Annotated in this window: 12 protein-coding genes; 10 read left to right on the forward strand and 2 right to left on the reverse strand. The window is 45.8% G+C overall.

Annotation, left to right across the window (positions count from 1 at the left end; translation table 11 throughout):
* Window positions 1-31 precede the first annotated feature (31 nt).
* The 3 genes from KN1_RS05490 to KN1_RS05500 all read left to right on the forward strand — a co-directional run bounded on the left by KN1_RS05490 (window position 32) and on the right by KN1_RS05500 (window position 3500).
* Window positions 32-2353: a YncE family protein gene (locus KN1_RS05490; protein ID WP_221289855.1), complete on the forward strand. Its 2322-nt coding sequence runs from the start codon at window positions 32-34 to the stop codon at window positions 2351-2353.
* Window positions 2354-3072: 719 nt separating this feature from the next.
* Window positions 3073-3210: a hypothetical protein gene (locus KN1_RS05495; RefSeq protein ID WP_221289856.1), complete on the forward strand. Its 138-nt coding sequence runs from the start codon at window positions 3073-3075 to the stop codon at window positions 3208-3210.
* A 14-nt stretch (window positions 3211-3224) separates the two neighbouring features.
* The gene (locus tag KN1_RS05500) at window positions 3225-3500 is read left to right on the forward strand and encodes a hypothetical protein (protein WP_221289857.1); all 276 of its coding nucleotides are present in this window, start codon (window positions 3225-3227) and stop codon (window positions 3498-3500) included.
* Window positions 3501-3854: 354 nt separating this feature from the next.
* Here the strand turns inward: KN1_RS05500 and KN1_RS05505 are convergent, their stop codons facing one another.
* Entirely contained in the window at window positions 3855-5141 is a 1287-nt protein-coding gene (locus KN1_RS05505; RefSeq protein ID WP_221289858.1) for an ATP-binding protein, read from the reverse strand.
* A 224-nt stretch (window positions 5142-5365) separates the two neighbouring features.
* A complete protein-coding gene (locus KN1_RS14935; RefSeq protein WP_258712580.1) occupies window positions 5366-5491 on the reverse strand; it encodes a hypothetical protein in 126 nt (41 codons plus the stop codon).
* A gap of 427 nt (window positions 5492-5918) precedes the next feature.
* On the opposite strand from KN1_RS14935, the gene KN1_RS05510 reads away from it, so the two are divergent.
* The 7 genes from KN1_RS05510 to KN1_RS05540 all read left to right on the forward strand — a co-directional run bounded on the left by KN1_RS05510 (window position 5919) and on the right by KN1_RS05540 (window position 15964).
* Entirely contained in the window at window positions 5919-7055 is a 1137-nt protein-coding gene (locus KN1_RS05510; RefSeq protein WP_221289859.1) for a YncE family protein, read from the forward strand.
* Between the two features lie 572 nt (window positions 7056-7627).
* A complete protein-coding gene (locus KN1_RS05515; protein WP_221289860.1) occupies window positions 7628-8392 on the forward strand; it encodes a hypothetical protein in 765 nt (254 codons plus the stop codon).
* A 199-nt stretch (window positions 8393-8591) separates the two neighbouring features.
* Window positions 8592-8768 carry a hypothetical protein gene (locus KN1_RS05520; RefSeq protein WP_221289861.1) on the forward strand — a complete coding sequence of 59 codons (177 nt, stop codon included), beginning with the start codon at window positions 8592-8594 and terminating at the stop codon, window positions 8766-8768.
* 49 nt (window positions 8769-8817) lie between these two features.
* Window positions 8818-10671, forward strand: coding sequence for a protein kinase domain-containing protein (locus KN1_RS05525; RefSeq protein ID WP_221289862.1), 1854 nt, complete (start codon window positions 8818-8820; stop codon window positions 10669-10671).
* A gap of 632 nt (window positions 10672-11303) precedes the next feature.
* Entirely contained in the window at window positions 11304-12497 is a 1194-nt protein-coding gene (locus KN1_RS05530) for a hypothetical protein (protein WP_221289863.1), read from the forward strand.
* A gap of 1327 nt (window positions 12498-13824) precedes the next feature.
* A complete protein-coding gene (locus KN1_RS05535) occupies window positions 13825-15108 on the forward strand; it encodes an ATP-binding protein (protein ID WP_221290569.1) in 1284 nt (427 codons plus the stop codon).
* 379 nt (window positions 15109-15487) lie between these two features.
* Window positions 15488-15964, forward strand: a complete 477-nt coding sequence (locus KN1_RS05540) for a PaREP1 family protein (protein ID WP_221289865.1) — start codon at window positions 15488-15490, stop codon at window positions 15962-15964.
* Window positions 15965-16483 lie beyond the last annotated feature (519 nt).

A 16483-nucleotide genomic window follows, 5' to 3' on the forward strand; every position in this document is an offset into this window, starting at 1 on the left:
GTTTATTCCTAAGTTATTAGAGGTGTATATATTGAAGAAGACCCCTGTTGCCATATCTCTGTTATTTGTTATCTTGTTCTTATCAGAGATCGCCGTAACTGCCCACACTCTAGTAGAGTATAAGGTCACAGCGTCACAAGAGACCTATTACCTTTACGACGGTCAGCGGTATAACGGGGCCTGCACAGCAACTCCCAGTGAGGGATGGGAGCTGAAAAGTGCAGTGTTCGACCCTGTGACGGGATATGTATACGCCGTGAACCCTGACCTGAACTCGGTAGTAGTATTCGACCCCCAGAACGATAGTTATATAGGGTGTATAACGGTAGGTAAAGACCCCGTCTCCATTTCAATAAACCCCTCTAACGGCTACCTATACGTGGCAAATGAAGAAACGGCTACGGTCTCTGTCATCGACCCCGTGACGGAAAAGGTAGTGAACTCGATATACGTAGGGGGTTGCCCCGTCGCCCTAGTCTACGACCCTAACGACAGTTACATTTACGTCTTCAACTATCAAAGTAGTGGAGCCTGTTGTGTCTTGGAAGCAGTCAACGACAAAGGCGTGGTCGCCAAGATACCCCTAGAGTACAGGTTTAAAGCCGCAGTCTACGACCCCGTGACGGGGTATGTGGTGTTTAGCGACACGTTCGGTAACATATACGCGGTAGAGGGCACTAAGGTAGTGGCTAAAAACACTGACGTCGAGTTCAATGGCTCACTCATAAGTGAGATATGTGCTCTTTCAGTAAACCCCAAGACTGGGGTAATTTACGGAGTGAGCTCATACCACGTCCTCGCGTTTAACCCGTACACCCTTAACGTGACTTCAGGCGTACAATTCGCGAAAGGCATTGAGGTGGAAGCTGCGGTATATTACAAGGACGGGATAGTATACACACTAGGGTGCTATTACAGTTGCGAGTCCCTCTATATGGCCGACTTCAACAACGACAGTGTACAAACGATATTGAGCTTTCCCGACATGTATAGCCTTGGGTACCCGTTTGCCAAGTACTATACGTTGCTAATAGACTCAAATAACGGGGAGTTAATATCTACTGGGGCGTCCCCGAACCCCGTCGCTGTAATAAACACGACCACACACTCTTTCATGGGGATAGGTGAAGACGTAAAGGACAGGTCTGGTGTGTACGACCCCGTAACGGGGATGGTATATGTCGCGGACTTCTACTCTGATATCATATACGCGATAAACCCCCACACAGGGCAAGTGGAAAAAATCCTGCATACTACTTTCACGCCCAGTGCCATTACTTATAACCCCGAGAACGGTTACTTGTACGTGACGAGTTATAAGTGGGACGCACTGGTAGAGGAAAACCCATATAACGGGCAAATTATCTGGAACACGACTGTAGGGAAGAGGCCGATGGACGTGGTCTATGACACGGCGAACGGCCTACTCTACGTGGCCAACGAGAGGTCTGATACAGTGACCGTAGTAGACCCGAACAACGGTTCAATAGTCGCAGGAGTAGAGGTCGGGTCAGATCCCATTTTCTTGACTTATAACCCGAGTAACGGAGAGGTCTATGTCGCCGACGTGAACGGAGAGAACGTCTGCATTATAAACGGCACTTCGGTAGTAGGCTCGATTGAGGTCAATTTTAACCCGGTGACGGTAAAGTACATAAATGGCACCCTCTTCATCGCGGGTGGAGACCTTGGCTTACTGGGCTACACTTTCCCTACCCTCAGCGTCTATAACCTCAGTAACGGTAAATACGTCGTAAACATGTCCATGTCCTCATTACCTTACAACATTTACTACGACAAGGAGAGGGACGCGGTTTATGTGTTACAGAGCGGGCTAGGAAATGGTTACACTCGGGGCCAGGGTACGCTGACCGTCCTAAACTCGACCGACTTAAAGGTAGTCGCGGACATTAAAGTAGGCGTGACTCCCAGCTCGTTAGCAGAGTTACCGAACGGCACCTTGTTCGTCATGGACGAAGGCGAGGGGGCCATCAGCATCGTTACACTCAACATAACCTGGGTGGAGGTTACAACGTCTACCTCAGTACCGCCCGCCACGACTACGAGTACCGTGAATACGACGTCTACTACCACCTCGACTATTACGAGCACTAACACGTCTACCGTGACCAGCACTACACACACTACGTCTACGACAGCCCCTGCAGTATCTGTGAGTACCTCTACTGTACCGCCCTCTTACACTACGACATCTGAAATAGTGGTCCCACCGCAGACGAGCACGTCAAACGTATTCAATGTGTTCCTTAAAAACCCGCTATTACTAGTCCTTATCATAGTGGTCATTGCGGCAGTCGTGGCACTGACCTTGGTCTTGGCCATGAGAAAGTAAAAACCCTTTTTTCTTCCTAAAACCTCCTCCACGGCCTCCCTAGAAGAGGACATGGGTGCGACCTCACGATTTCACTGCGTATTACCAAATACATTTACGTGGGTACTTACGCCCCATTATACGTTAAACTGGAAATTACGACCCTAAACCCTGAAGTGTGTGACAACACGCTCCTAATTAGCGAAGGCGTGTCGTCACGGGGCCTTAAGCAGAGTCAGCAGTTATCCTACTTTTCCTTAGTAATACGAAATACTCGGTAATACTTATAAAGTTTTTATGTTTTACGTCCTGTTTATTGAAAAATGTGGAGTATGAAATGGGGTAGGGCCCAGTTGAGTGTGAGCTAGTGGTCAAGAAGCCCATCAGCCTGAAGGGTATGTAAGAGTCCCTTAGGCCCATTGAAAATCATTAAGGAAATCTACCAATGTTGGTGAAAACTTTTAAGACGTGTTAAAGTAGACTAACTGCTACAGAGTGATGACCCACGTTATGAGTGGGGTGGGTCTAGCTCTGGAAGATTTAACATAAAATTAAGTATAGGCATGGATCAAAACCTTAGGGTGATACACAGCCGCCACGATATTTCTACGAGTACCCCCCATTACCCCCATTAAGCGAGGAGGTCTGCCGTAAAGGTATAAACATGACGGCTGTCCCGTAGGTAGAGGATTACGCAAAAATTTTTAAGGGGCCCAACACAACGAGGTAATAGGGACTAGGTGGCGTCAAAGGACGTCCTTATGGGTTTATCGATGGCAACTTCCATGGTAGTACAAGCTATCAGCTGCGGTACGTTAGTAGTTATTTTATTTACGAACCCGAGGCCCGTAATTTACTGGGAGCTCTCACCCCTATAACGAAATTTTTTATAATGTTAGAGTTGGTAGACTCCGCTTTAGGGGCCATGGTGTTTGTGGTGTACCGGTCCAGTCCCTTTTATGATCAAGTCAACCCCCCGAGTGGGCCCCGCATATTGAGGTATTTTTACCGGAGGAGAGTTATAAAGGCGAGGGGAGTAGTGGACGCGGTGGAAGACTTTGTAACGGGGAACGTAGTCTTCATTATCGGTATCGATTTAATTGTTTTCGGCTTCCATATTAACTCAGGGTATAACCTCGGTTTGGCTATCGTTGGGGGATTTCGGTAATATTAGGCATTCTCATTATTATACCTATAGGGCTTGACCTGATGGTCGAGATAATCGGTGATCCGTCCAAAATATAGCCGTCTAAAAAGGGGGCTCCATATAGGGTCTCCATCTTACCGCCTAAAGTCGCAGGGACGGCCCTTTGACAGAGGCCTCACCGAGCAGGTAATATGGAGTTATTTACCGGAGAAATTATAACATTGTTATACTTTATCGTGTATCAAAGGACAACGTCAATTCTCCCGCTCAGCAAATTTTTACCTTTACGCTAACGGTACTATTGCCCTTTATTAACTGACCGGGTATAATTAGTAGTAAGGAAGAGGCGTCACGCGTATCCTACGGGTAAAGACCCTACTCGTTACCGGTGTACCCTAACGCCCATCTCCAAGCCTTAAGTACCCTCACCCCGTCCTCTTCCCTCTCTTTGTCGTCGAAGGTCAGGACGTACGCGTCGACCTTCTTTTTCCTCAGCACCTCTTTTAGCCCTTTCAGTTCCCTTTCGTCGTTGAGCGTATAAGTCACTTGGTAAGCCTCCGTGACCTCGTTGTCCCTCACTATGACGAAGTCTACTTCGTTCTTACCGCGGTAGTAGTAAATAGACCCGCTACCGTAACGCCTTTTAAGCTCTAAGTACACCATGTTTTCGAGGAGTGAGCCCAAGTTCTGGTTTAGCCTGTACCCCACCACGTTAGACAGCCCGGTGTCGACGCTGTAGACCTTCCTTTCCCCCCTTACCATCTCCGAGAGGGAAGGGGAGAGCGGCTTGACGAAGTGTATGAGCATCGAGTTTTCGATACACGAGGTGAACCTCTCCACCGTCCTCAAAGGGATCTGGAGGGAACGGGACACCCTCCTGAACGATATGCGGTTACCTATGTTAGACACATAAAATAAGGCTAACGCCCTGAGCTTATCGGCCTTCACTATACCGCAGTCTTCTATCACGTCCTTGCTTATAATGTCGTCATAGAGCTGTAGGATTATGCTTTCCTTGATGTTGCTGTTAACGACGAGCGGGAAACCCCCGTACTTGAGGTACTCCGAAAAGAGCGACCTCATTTCACTACCCTTAGCTAATAAGTCGATGGGCCTTTCTACCTTCACTCCCTTAAAGTCGAGGAACTCCTTAAAGGAGAGGGGCGTGACTTCTACCGACACGTGTCTGCCCGCTAACACTTCCTTTACCCTACCCTTATTTACTCTGGACGTAGAGCCCGAGACGGCTATGAACGCTTCTTTCCTGTCTATTAAAGACCTTACAAACCCCTCCCAGCCCTTCACCCTCTGTACCTCGTCCAGGAAGACGTAAGGCTTACCTTTTATTCCCGCCTCCTCCTTGTAGGTGTTAAACAGCTCAAAGAGCTTCTCCCCGCTGTCTATCTCGGACAGCCTGGGGTCTTCAAAGTTCACGATGAGGGTGAGGAGGGGGTCTACGCCTTTCTCCTCGACCAATTTCCTCACAGCTTGGTTTATTATAGTCGACTTGCCTGACCTCTTAACGCCTATTATGTCACACACCAGCCCTCCCTCTAAGACCTTGACAACCTCCTCGGTGTACTCCCTGGGCACCCCGGTGAACTGCTGTCTATACCAGAAGTTCCAGTCCGCGAGTGTTTGCACCAGTTTTTCCCTGTCCACATGTATTGATCAAACGGGGTGGTATAATAAATTGACTCATAAATGAGTCAAATATAACGCAAAATTGACTCATAAATGAGTCAAATATAACGCAAAATTGACCACGTGCTCACCTCCGCGAGTACTGAGCTAAGTGTCGGGAGTGCCCTCAGACGGTCATGAAATTCGATAAGTGTTTACAGTATTATACCAAATTGAAATCAACATGTTTGACCGCCCTTGCACTAACCTAATTTACGGTTGTCTACCGGTAGAAGACACGCGTGGATGAACGACTGTGCTCCTTTAGGTGACAGTGCAGAGAGGCTACGGACACTGCACATAAATGCGTCTGTAATGTTCGCCTCCACACCGCTACCCCTTTCCCACGGGTGGCTTGGAAAGGACGGTTTTTATAAATACCGCGATATTTTTACAGAAACTTATCGAACTCGACGGCAGTTTGAGGATATCCCCAAATCTCGGGTATAACCCGGGCACTTACGCGGGCACTTATATTCCGTCATTAGTTAAAAATATATAAAGGGCGTGAGGGTTTTAGGCAAAACGCTATACGGTATATGTCGAGTTACCGTCTGCGGCCTAAATTATACCCCTTATAATACGCTGAGCATACACTAAAAAAACAATACTGGTGCGGTAGTATATTTTCAGTGTGTGTTTGACTGTGATGGTGTACTCTGCGGGGTCTAAAAAGGAACAGCAAAAGGAGCACAGACCGCTCTCACTTCCTGATATCATAAGACTTATAATGTAGAATGTTCGAAATAAACGTAGGTGGTAGGTATCTGGAGGGTGTTGGTGACAGCTTTGTTACTCGTCTTTTTGGGGACGAGCCTTAACTCGGTAATGGTTACAATGGCCGTGGCACAAACAATTAATATCCCGAGCACTGGCTATGTAAAATATACGCTAGTACTTTACAACAACACGTTACTACCGGGGAACGTGGCGGTAGAAAGCCATTACACCGTACCGAAGGGCATAGCTTACGACCCCTCTAACGGGTACTTATACGTAGCCAGCTGTACTACGCCGGGTTACGTGTACGTCATTAACTCCCAGACTAACAGAGTGGTGACGGAAATACAAGTGGGGAGTAACCCCTACGGGGCCATTTACGACCCGTCAAACGGGTACATATACGTGACTGATACTGCTTCTAACGCGGTCTCTGTTATAAACCCCTCTACGAACCAAGTGATATCTACGATACACGGGTTGGGGGCTAACCCTGAGGGCATAGCCTACGACCCGTCTAACAAGTACATTTACGTTGCGGACCTCCACTATTACGCGGTCTCTGTTATTAACCCGTCGACAAACAAAGTGGTATCTAACATAACAGTAAGGGCTAACCCGTGGTGCATAGCTTACGACCCCTCCAACGGGTACTTATACGTAACAGATTATTTTATAGGTTGTATCACCATCATAAACCCCTCTACGAACAGTGTTGAGGGGAATATACAATTCACAATGCCACATCCTATTGGGATCACTTATGTTAATGGTTACATATACGTAGCGGACCCGCAGTGTAACGTCGTAGCCGTTATTAACCCGTCAACGGATAAAGTAGTGGGGACTATACACAGCTTAGGGATATCCCCTGTAAGGGTGGCTTATGCCCCCTCGAACGGGTACTTATATGTTGCTAATTATAAGTCTGATTTTGTCTCTGTCGTAAACCCTTCAACGGATAAAGTCATAGCTAACATACCGGTGGGGTCAGGCTCGTCTTTTATCCTCTATGACCCTTCCAACGGGTACTTATACGTCACACACCCGCAATCAGGTACCATCAGCATTATTGCCACAAAGTACCCTGAAAGTACGCTCCTAACGTATATAATTATAGTTGTCGCAGAAGTAGTAGTAGCCGTCGTAGCAGTCATATTAGCGAGGAGGTGAGCCCTCTTTTGAACTTTATTATACCAAGTCACTTGACAAGGGGTACAGTGCCGTTGGTAAGGGGTAAAATCTGCCAAGGAGTAGAATAAGGGATTTGCCCTTTAGTACCTGACAAAGTATAATTATTTGGTAAACTTTCAGCCATAAGGTAAAAGATTTTATGCTTTAAACGCCTTTGAGTCAGTTAGGGGTCCACGAGAGGGCGTGTAATCAGCGCGTAATACCTACTATTTTATCGTAGTTTCAAGACGGTGAAAAAGGCTAGCTAAGCCCACAGTGACAGGTACGAGTGGGTCGAGCCGCACTGCTACAGCTAAGCGGATGTCAAACTCCCTCCGCGTTTACTTTTAATAAGGGCTAAGGGTGTGGTCTACCTTGACCCAAGGAATAGTGCCGAAAGCTACTCGTACCGTCTAGTGGTACTCAGAAAACGAGGGGGTAATAATACCCACTCTAACGGTTTTCTCACAAAAGGCCTTTTCCCTTTTCAGTTGACGTGGGACGGGTTCGAGTGGGTTATTAAAGGGTTGCCCGTACAAAGCTTTTAACTCCGCTTGTAGAGAATATTTTATATGAGGAAACGCTCAAGGGTCATGGTTAGTTTCCTATTCGCTGCTCTACTTTATGTGTGGGATGTGATCTTGATCCAGTACCTACCCGCACCAGATGTATATATTTGGATCTTTATTTACTCTACAATAATGTTCTTAGATTTAGCTATACTCGATAAAAAGCCGAAGCTATTAGCTTACTTCTCATTACTTACGTACTTTAACCCGCTTATATACGTTGTTTTAACAGACCCTAGGCTGACCTACTCCGCACTTATGCTTATGGCGATCTTCTCAGTCCCCGGCCTGGTCCCCGGCCTGCTACTCATGAGTAGAAAAGATATAATAAAAAGGGTCGGGGTCTCACTTACGTTCTTTAATGTGGTGTTCAACTTAATCCTCGAGATCTTTACGGGGGTGTCAATAGCGGACTTCACATTCCTTAACTCGATGTTCATCACAGACGCCCTCTTTGCCTATAGTGTGACTAGGACTACCTCATCCCTCTCTTCCTCAGCGAACAAAATGCCCCAAGGCGGAGTCGCCACCGTGGTAATTAAGGGTTTGCCCCAAGGTTGCCCCCCGATAGCATACTTGAACGGGACGCCACTCTTCGCAAAAGCTACTCCACAAGGGGATTACGTGCTAGAGCTTTCACATAACGCTACTATAACCTTAAGCGATACCATATGTTATGGTGTGACTTATACCCCGGATAAAAGAAAGGTCAAAGCCATGGTCGGTTACGTCGTATTAGCCATCTTCAGCCCTAATACGGTTACCTAAAAAGCAGTACCCCCCTCAGGTGCCTCAGTGAAGGCGAGCCTGACTAACCACGACCCCGACGTTTGGGTAAATTGTAGGTTTTCAGTATTAAGGGGCTGGTGGGTGAAGGGGGAACGTTTACGTTTTAGAGGGTCGTGCAGGGCGAAAGAAATGGCTACTAAGGTTTTTAAGCTTTTCTAATGGAACCTAGAGGAGTTCTTTGAAGAGACTGCTAGCGAGGCCTCTAACTCATAGCAGTTCGTTCTACGTTAACGTGTTTTTAAGAGTAAGGGAGTTCGGCACTGGTGTCCATGAAAACTACTACGGTTTGAGTCTTAGCGGAATTTTGACGGAAAGCCTTAGGGTAAAGCACACTTTCCTAACGCTGCCGGTTTAAGGTGAGGTGAGACACCAAAGTTTTTATCCTACTATTCCTTACCATCTATATGAAGTATACACTGACTGGAGCATTTATAGGAGGTTTCTCACTGGGACTGGCGCTATATTTATGGGCAGGACTAGTGTCTACACAGTTAAGGGTGCCAAACCCGTCAAACTTGAGCATGATTTACGGTATATTGTTTGCTGTAGTCTTATCCATGGCTGTAATGGTGGATTCTTTAGGACGTAAAGGAGTAACGTTGATAGCCTCCACCCTAATAGTGTCTTACCTTCTCCCGCTCTTATACGTTTTATTTACAGACCCCGGTATAGCCCGATACGTAGCGGAATTGACAGCCGTCCTATCAGTCCCGGGGCTCATACCCGGCTTAATGGTCAGTTATAAGGGTAACAGTACTAAAGAGGGGATATTAAAAAGGCTAGCTATCTCGCTCACCCTATTTAACATTATAGCAAACATGGTTATTGAGGGCTTTACGGGTATCACGTTCCCTGATTTTGTCCTTCTTAACTCGATGTTTATTACGGCTGGGCTCTCCGTTAAGCAAGCGGCAGCGTCTCCTATACTAGTACCAGCCCAACAAACTCGATACCGACAAGCCCGACCCCGTGCCACGGGTCAACCCCGACAAGTAAGGGGTAACCCGCAGAAAGCGACGGTGATATTGGGGTTGCCCCCTAACTGTGTGACTGTAGCATACGTAAACGGGACTAGTTTTGTCCCTGTCGTCGACCCCCAATATGGCCCCGTGCTCGAGTTCAACACCGACACCTTAATAACTTTAGTCCCTACTGTGTGCCAAGGTGTAACTTATACCCCTGTCCGGACTTCCGTGAGGGCTGAGGTAGGTAAAGTCACAATAGTCAACTACATCCCTTTGACACCTGGCTCGCAACCTACCCCCCAACCACGTACTAGCCTAACGACTCCGTCTAAAGTCCTCGGGATAAGGAGCTTAAACGACTGGGACCCGCAAATATGGGTAAACCGTAGGCTTTCAGTATACCAAGTAAAAAAGGTGATAGGGGAAGGGGGGAACGGCTACGTGTTAAAGGGCGAAGTGAACGGGAAAAACGTAGCCATAAAGGTGTTCAAACTCTACGGCGGTACACCCGACGAGTACTTCAATGAACTCGCGAGCGAGGCCTCAAACTTGATAAACCTCTCCAGACACTCGAACATCGTGAAGATCTACGCCGTTGATGCAGACTCTTTTATCATCAGTGATATACTGAAGGGTAACCTGAACTTGTACTTGTCCAACCCGCCTATGATAGTCATGGAGTTAATGGAAGGGGGGACTCTTAAGGACATCTTGGAGGACGACAACTTCTTCTACAGCTCTATGTGGAAGCGGGCAGTACTAAGGGCTATTTGTGAAGTAGCCACGGCCTTGGACTACATACATTCTCAGGGCTTTGTCCACATGGACGTAAAGCCGCAGAACATCTTCCTCGACTCCAAGCCCAAAGACCCGTATAGCTTAGGTTCAGTACACTTTAAACTAGGGGACTTGGGGAGCGCGGTAAGGGTAAACGGCAGGATCAAGCAGGTAACACCTGAATATGCTCCGCCCGACGTGTTCAGGGGTACAGCAAGCCAAGACCTCGACATATTTGCACTGGGGATGACCGCTTACGTCCTGTTAAGCCGTAAGATAGGCAGGCCGGACTTAGACGAGATGAACGACGCTTTAGACTGTTATATTAGGAAAGACATGGCGTGTGTGAGAGATAAGGTGGAAAAGGCTAAGGTAAAGTTAATGTGGTGGAACTTTAATATAGACCCTTCGGTGGACGTTATAATAAGGTCCATGGTCTCGGTAGACCCCGGTAAGAGACCGAGGGCGAGGGATGTAGTAAGTATGATAAAGGGACTCGACCCGACTATCTGTTAAGAGTTTTTACGTCCGCGATACTAAAACTTTATACCTTTCACTATAAACTCGGTCAATCTATAGAGAGCGTAGTACCTCTAACTTTAACATACCCCTTTAGGGGGTCTGTATTACTCAGGCCTGACTAATATGTTTTATATAAGAGTTCTCAGACAGTCATAAAATTTAATAAGTGTTTGTAATATTATATCAAATTAACATCAATATGTTTAACCGCGCTTGAACGGACGTAATTTAGGGCTGTCTTCTGGTCAGGGACACGCGACGATAAGTGACCGTGCTCCTTTAGGTGACCGTATAAAGGGGCCATGAGCACTGCAGATAAATGCTTCTAAAGTATTGTTTGCTCTGCACACCGTTATGTTTTTCCCGCGAGTAGTATTAGAAAGGATAGTCTTTATGAATACCGCGATATTTTTACAACTACTTATCGAATTTGATGACTGTTTGAGGACACTCCCCTTATACAATGCGTTAAACAGTCCACAGCACCTTTCCCTATTTGTAAGATCTGTGATAGCGTGTGCACCTAGTTAACAAATAAAAAATGTGGGCGTAAGGACTTTACGTAAAACGTCACCTGAGTTTCACCAAACGAAAACTTTTAAATAGCCGTATGTGGAAATTCGTTCATGGTAAAAGTCTGCCCAAGGTGCGGTACAATAAACGACGACTTGAGTACGGTGTGTGTGAGGTGTGGCTATCAGTTCCCACCCCTATCGTACAACCCTTACACACCGCCTTTTGGTAAGAAAAAGAGTAAAGCACCGATAATAGCGGCACTCGTCTTAGTAATACTCATAGCGTCGGTAGGTGGCTACTTATATTACAGCGGTTTCTTATATCAAAAAGGGGTGTCAGCACCAGCAGTGCCGAGTTACGTCTTACCCAATAGCTTAGACGCGTATAACGCCCTTACTGATGCTTTGGGCAATAACTACAGAGTCACGCTCTTGAACGGGACAAGTGGTAGCGGTTTCCTAGTCTTCGGCACCGTTAACGACCCGACGACCTTCATTAACTACAGTTACTTATACTACATAGAGAAAGGGGATTTCGTGAAGGTCTTTCCACCGGGGAGTAAGGAGTACCTGCCATACGACTTAGCTGTCCTCAGGCTCGTCCCTGCAAAGTACCACGTGGCGACTGCAGTGTTAATGAACACTACCGGGCTTCACTATACTGGGGGTAATTATACCGTGATGTTAATAGGGACTTTCTCCCACGGCAGTTCGGTCTACATACCGGATTACCCCGCAGACGGGTTTACTGTAATGATGTTCATAACCCCGCCTAAAACACCGGTAAACGAGAGTACCAACTATACATTTGAGGGGCTGAACGTGGGTATGGAGGGCTGGCATGTAAAACTGACCGGTGAGATATACTACCCGTATTCGACGACCCCGTATATTGTAGTCCAGTGGGAGCCATACTGGCACGAGGCTAACGACAGCTGGACTACAGGTGAGTTTAACGTCTGGGTAGTAAACCCCTCACCTAACGGTACGGTGAGCGAGAGTAATATCAACATGTTGGTCGGTGGTGGAGGGAACGGTTCGATCACTGGCTTAAAACCGGGGGACTTGATAGAGGTGGAAGCGAATTACGACGGTTACGATAACACGCTTTATGCTAAGGCGGTGGACTTAAACACGTCGAGTGTAATAACGCTGAAGTTGCCTCTGTACTCTAACTTCACGGTGCCTAAACCCGGTTATTACTGGACTGAGGTTAACGCGGGTACTGGTAACTCTTACTGGAACTGGGGGATAGTGTACTTGAGCGTGTTCAATAACGTATATGTGAACATAGAAAGGGAGTAATTTTTTAATATGTAACACCAATGCCCTATACTTATTATTGAAAAAAAAAAAAGGAAACCAAGATATTATGATAGTAAGGAGGGGGGTACTATTAGTTACGTTCTTCGCGTTTCTTCCAATCAAAGTTGGGGACTATATGGGATCCTTCCGAAACCTTGATATCACCTGAACGGATGAAGGAAATATTCACGCTCACGGTTTCCCTCAACTTTTACATGATAATGTACAGTCATTTTCGTTTACCCTGCTTACCTAGCTTTCGGGGGAACTCCTTTCTTGAGAGACTTTATGGTACTTCGTCTACGGGTCTACATTAGAAGACGTGATACACAAGATACCGGACTTAAGGCTACCCTACTCGTGTGCCTGGTTCTACCGGGTTTCTACCACGGATAACACTTATTAAGATATTGTGTAGCCGATTACTACACTAAACATTTATGTGAATACTTATACTTAATCTTGTGTTAAACGCTCAAGGGTCTCAAACTCCTGATCGTGAAATATGTAATAGTCCAATCTAATTAGTAAAAACATGTTATACGTAAGGTTTTTACGTAAAGGGCTATACGGGGTACCTATAGATGACGTAATAGGAGCGATGTTATTAGTAGTGATCCGGAGACCCGTGAGTATAGGAGACTTAACGCCAGTACACCTCTATGTTGCAGACCCTCGTCAACGGATAAATAAGGAGATTTCGCTCACGTTTGTGTAGGAGATGTAGGCGTTACTGTTGTTGGTCATCAATGATAAACCTTGTCCTTTAAGGTCTGACAAAGTATAACGGACATTCGTATAGACCCCCGCGGAGGGTAACTAAAAGTAAAGAGTAAGTTACGGCCTCAGGTAAACACCGTATAGGTAAAACCTTACCCGGTCAGTTAACAAAAGGCAACAGTGCCGTTAGTGTAGGAGTGAAAATTTGCTAAAAAAGTGGGGGACGTCGCCTTTTGACCCCTGACAAACTATAAGCGGAGCAAAGGACTCATAGCCCGTAGTTCGTCAGCATTTTACTTAGACCCTTACGAGGGCGTGTTTTTACTAATTAAACATGTAACATCTTATACCTCATGAGTAAAAGCAATGGATTAGTGAGCGTTTAACGCAAATTAAGTGAAAGTTTCCTCATAAACACTCATGGTAATACTTAGCCCACGGTTTTTCAGTGAATGTTACACGGTGGACTAGACGTGTGTGCGGTCAGTCCCGTCAAAAACCTTAAACTTGTCAGTAAAGTGACAAGTTTGACATAAGAGTTGTTAAATAAATGACAAAATTTAAATAAAACTTGTCAATAAAATGACAAGTGTCACTCATATCACAAATGAGTTTCCAAAACCCGTGGTGGGCGGACAAGGGAAAGATATATGACGACGGTCACGTAAGAAAAGTACTTTCATCAAACCCCCGTTTTTTAGTCCCGCCTATCGGGGAGAGTTCGTTAATCTTAGGCCCTAGACAAGTAGGAAAGACCACATACCTCAAGGTCACTATAATGAACCTACTGGAGCGGGGAGTTGAGCCCACGAAAGTTTTCTTCTTTTCATGTGACGCGTTAAAGACAAAGGAAGACTTAGTCTCCCTCTTATCACAGTACCGTTCGTTAATAAACAGTGAAGGTGGGTTTATATTTCTTGACGAAGTGACATTCGTGGAGGACTGGAACGTAGGCTTACTCCACTTATTTAACGCGGGGTACTTCAGGGACACTGTAGTTTATGTAAGCGGTTCGGCCTCGGTATCGCTGAAGAAAGAGACATTACCGGGCAGGCCTATAAGGAAGTTAGTATATTACCCCCTGAACTTCCGCGTGTTCTTCAACACGTTCTATAAGAGACTGAACGCCCCTACACTGTCCCCCTCAGACGTAAAGGGGTTCTTTAACGCCTCTGCCAAGTTAGCCCCCTACTTATCCGAGCTGAATAGGGGGCTCCTCGATTACGTAAAGAGAGGGGGTTTCTTAGCTACGGCTTATACGGACGGTGACCCGTTAAACAGCTTATACGAGGTATACAAGGACGCAGTGCTTAGCGACATGGCGAAGTTGGGCAAGAACGAGAGGGCCTTCAGGGAGGTGGTGGAAAAAGTCATAGACTTTTACGGTAGTAGGGTGTCTGAGAACACTATAGCAAAAGAGACCGGAATAGGGTCACATAACACGGTAGCCTCCTATCTGTCCTTAGCAGAGGACTTATTCGTCCTCAGGGCCTTTTACAAAGTAGAGGATAAGGGGGTCAATTACCGCTCATTCAAGAAGGTGTACTTCACCGACCCGTTCATATACCGCGTTATGAAAAGGTATACTAAAGGTGAGGGGGGAATCGAAGAGGGCGAAGTGCCTAGGGTGATCGAAGGGGTTGTAGGCGAACACTTGGCTAGGGAACTTAGCAGTGTTGGGTACACTTTCTTTAAAGGGGGTAAGGAGGTAGACTTCGTCATCGGGGACATAGGGGTAGAAGTTAAGTGGGGCAGAGGAGACGTGAGAGACCTGAGGACTAGTAAGGGGTACGTCCTATCCCTAGACGATTTCAGGATAGAAGGCGGAAAAGCTGTGGTCCCGGTGTCGGTCTTCCTCTACCTCATATCGTCAGAGAAGGTGTTCTATTAGGCAGTGTTACGGCAGTAATTTTATATAGGTGGGGTTGCGTCAAGGCTACAAAACGGGACTTGTATTATACTTACCATAACGGGTCACAAGTATTAGCCCGTCACGATGTTCACTGCCTTCCATAACAGTGGGCTAAAACTCCCTATAACGTGTATTATTTACGTGTATGTGGACAGTGTAGGAAAAATAAAAATAATATAATCCTTAATTTATTAAACATTTTTCAAAAACTCCAAGCTAATAGTAAAAATAATTTAACGGGGTTTGTGGACTCACAGTTATAATCTTTTCAATAGCTTTTAACAGAGCTATTACATGGATTGTCCTCAGAGAAGACCTCGTGTTAGGTTTAATAACCTCGTTTTTCAGTAATGTAGTTGTGGAAGAGATAATAAAGAGGGCTAAGGAAAAGGGTATTGATATAGAGGACGTCCTCCTGAGAGAGATAGCTAAGAACGACCCTCAAGAAGGGGTTAAATTGAGGTTGGAAATCGCGGAAAGTTACATGAACGAAGCTTACGATTATTTGAAGAAGGGTGACCCAGTTCAAGCTTCTGAAAAGGCTTACAAGGTCGCTGAAGAGGTAGTTAGAGCGTTAGCTGAAAAGTTTAAAACAGACGAATACAGGCAAGCGTCGGCTGAAGGTAGGTGGTACACATACTTACTAGCCAGTGCGACTAACGAGTTGTCAAAGAGGTTCGGTGATTGGGTCGCAGAAGGTTGGAACGCGGGGTACGTATTACACGTATGGGGTTTCCATGAGGGTAAACTGAGCGTGGACAAGATCACAGTAAACATGGAAAAAGTAAAGAAAATGTTGGAAAAAGCGAAGAGTGTGCTATACCAAGGCCTATAATAAAGGGCAAGAGTATTGTGGCATGAGACGTACTCTCCTTGTGGGAAGGAGGACGAGGTCTTGCTTATAGGGTCTGACAAAGTGTAACTATGTGTATATTTAATGGCCTATGTTTAATTAATAGTCGTGGTCTCACCGTATGTAGGTGGATAGAAATCGCAAAGGGGGAACATTACCGCTCACGCCTTTATCGTAAATTGAAACATCCTCTATGGAATTAGTATAATTTAATGTATAAATAATAAAATATACATTAATTACTTTATTAATTAAAGTTACGGCCTCTCATTACCGTCCTACAAGCGTTTTGGTATTAATCAGCGGTTATTCCACTCTTGATTAGTAATTTACCCTAGACCCCAAAATCATCACCCTGAATTTAATTCAAATGAATTTAAAAGTATGTTCAAGAATTGAATTGAATATTCAATCAAATCATTAATATTATCCAACAAGAGCAGCCTGAAGGACTCCCTACTTGTCCTCCCCTTTGCGAGTATTAGGTAAAGGGTGTAGACG

The organism is Stygiolobus caldivivus (assembly GCF_019704315.1).
GTDB classification, from domain to species: Archaea; Thermoproteota; Thermoprotei_A; order Sulfolobales; family Sulfolobaceae; genus Stygiolobus; species Stygiolobus caldivivus.

Bases quoted from the DNA above. Each gene is read 5' to 3' on its own strand.
- KN1_RS05500 (WP_221289857.1), top strand. From the start codon at position 3,225: ATGTTAGAGTTGGTAGACTCCGCTTTAGGGGCCATGGTGTTTGTGGTG.
- KN1_RS05515 (WP_221289860.1), top strand. From the start codon at position 7,628: ATGAGGAAACGCTCAAGGGTCATGGTTAGTTTCCTATTCGCTGCTCTA.
- KN1_RS05525 (WP_221289862.1), top strand. From the start codon at position 8,818: ATGAAGTATACACTGACTGGAGCATTTATAGGAGGTTTCTCACTGGGA.
- KN1_RS05530 (WP_221289863.1), top strand. From the start codon at position 11,304: ATGGTAAAAGTCTGCCCAAGGTGCGGTACAATAAACGACGACTTGAGT.
- KN1_RS05535 (WP_221290569.1), top strand. From the start codon at position 13,825: ATGAGTTTCCAAAACCCGTGGTGGGCGGACAAGGGAAAGATATATGAC.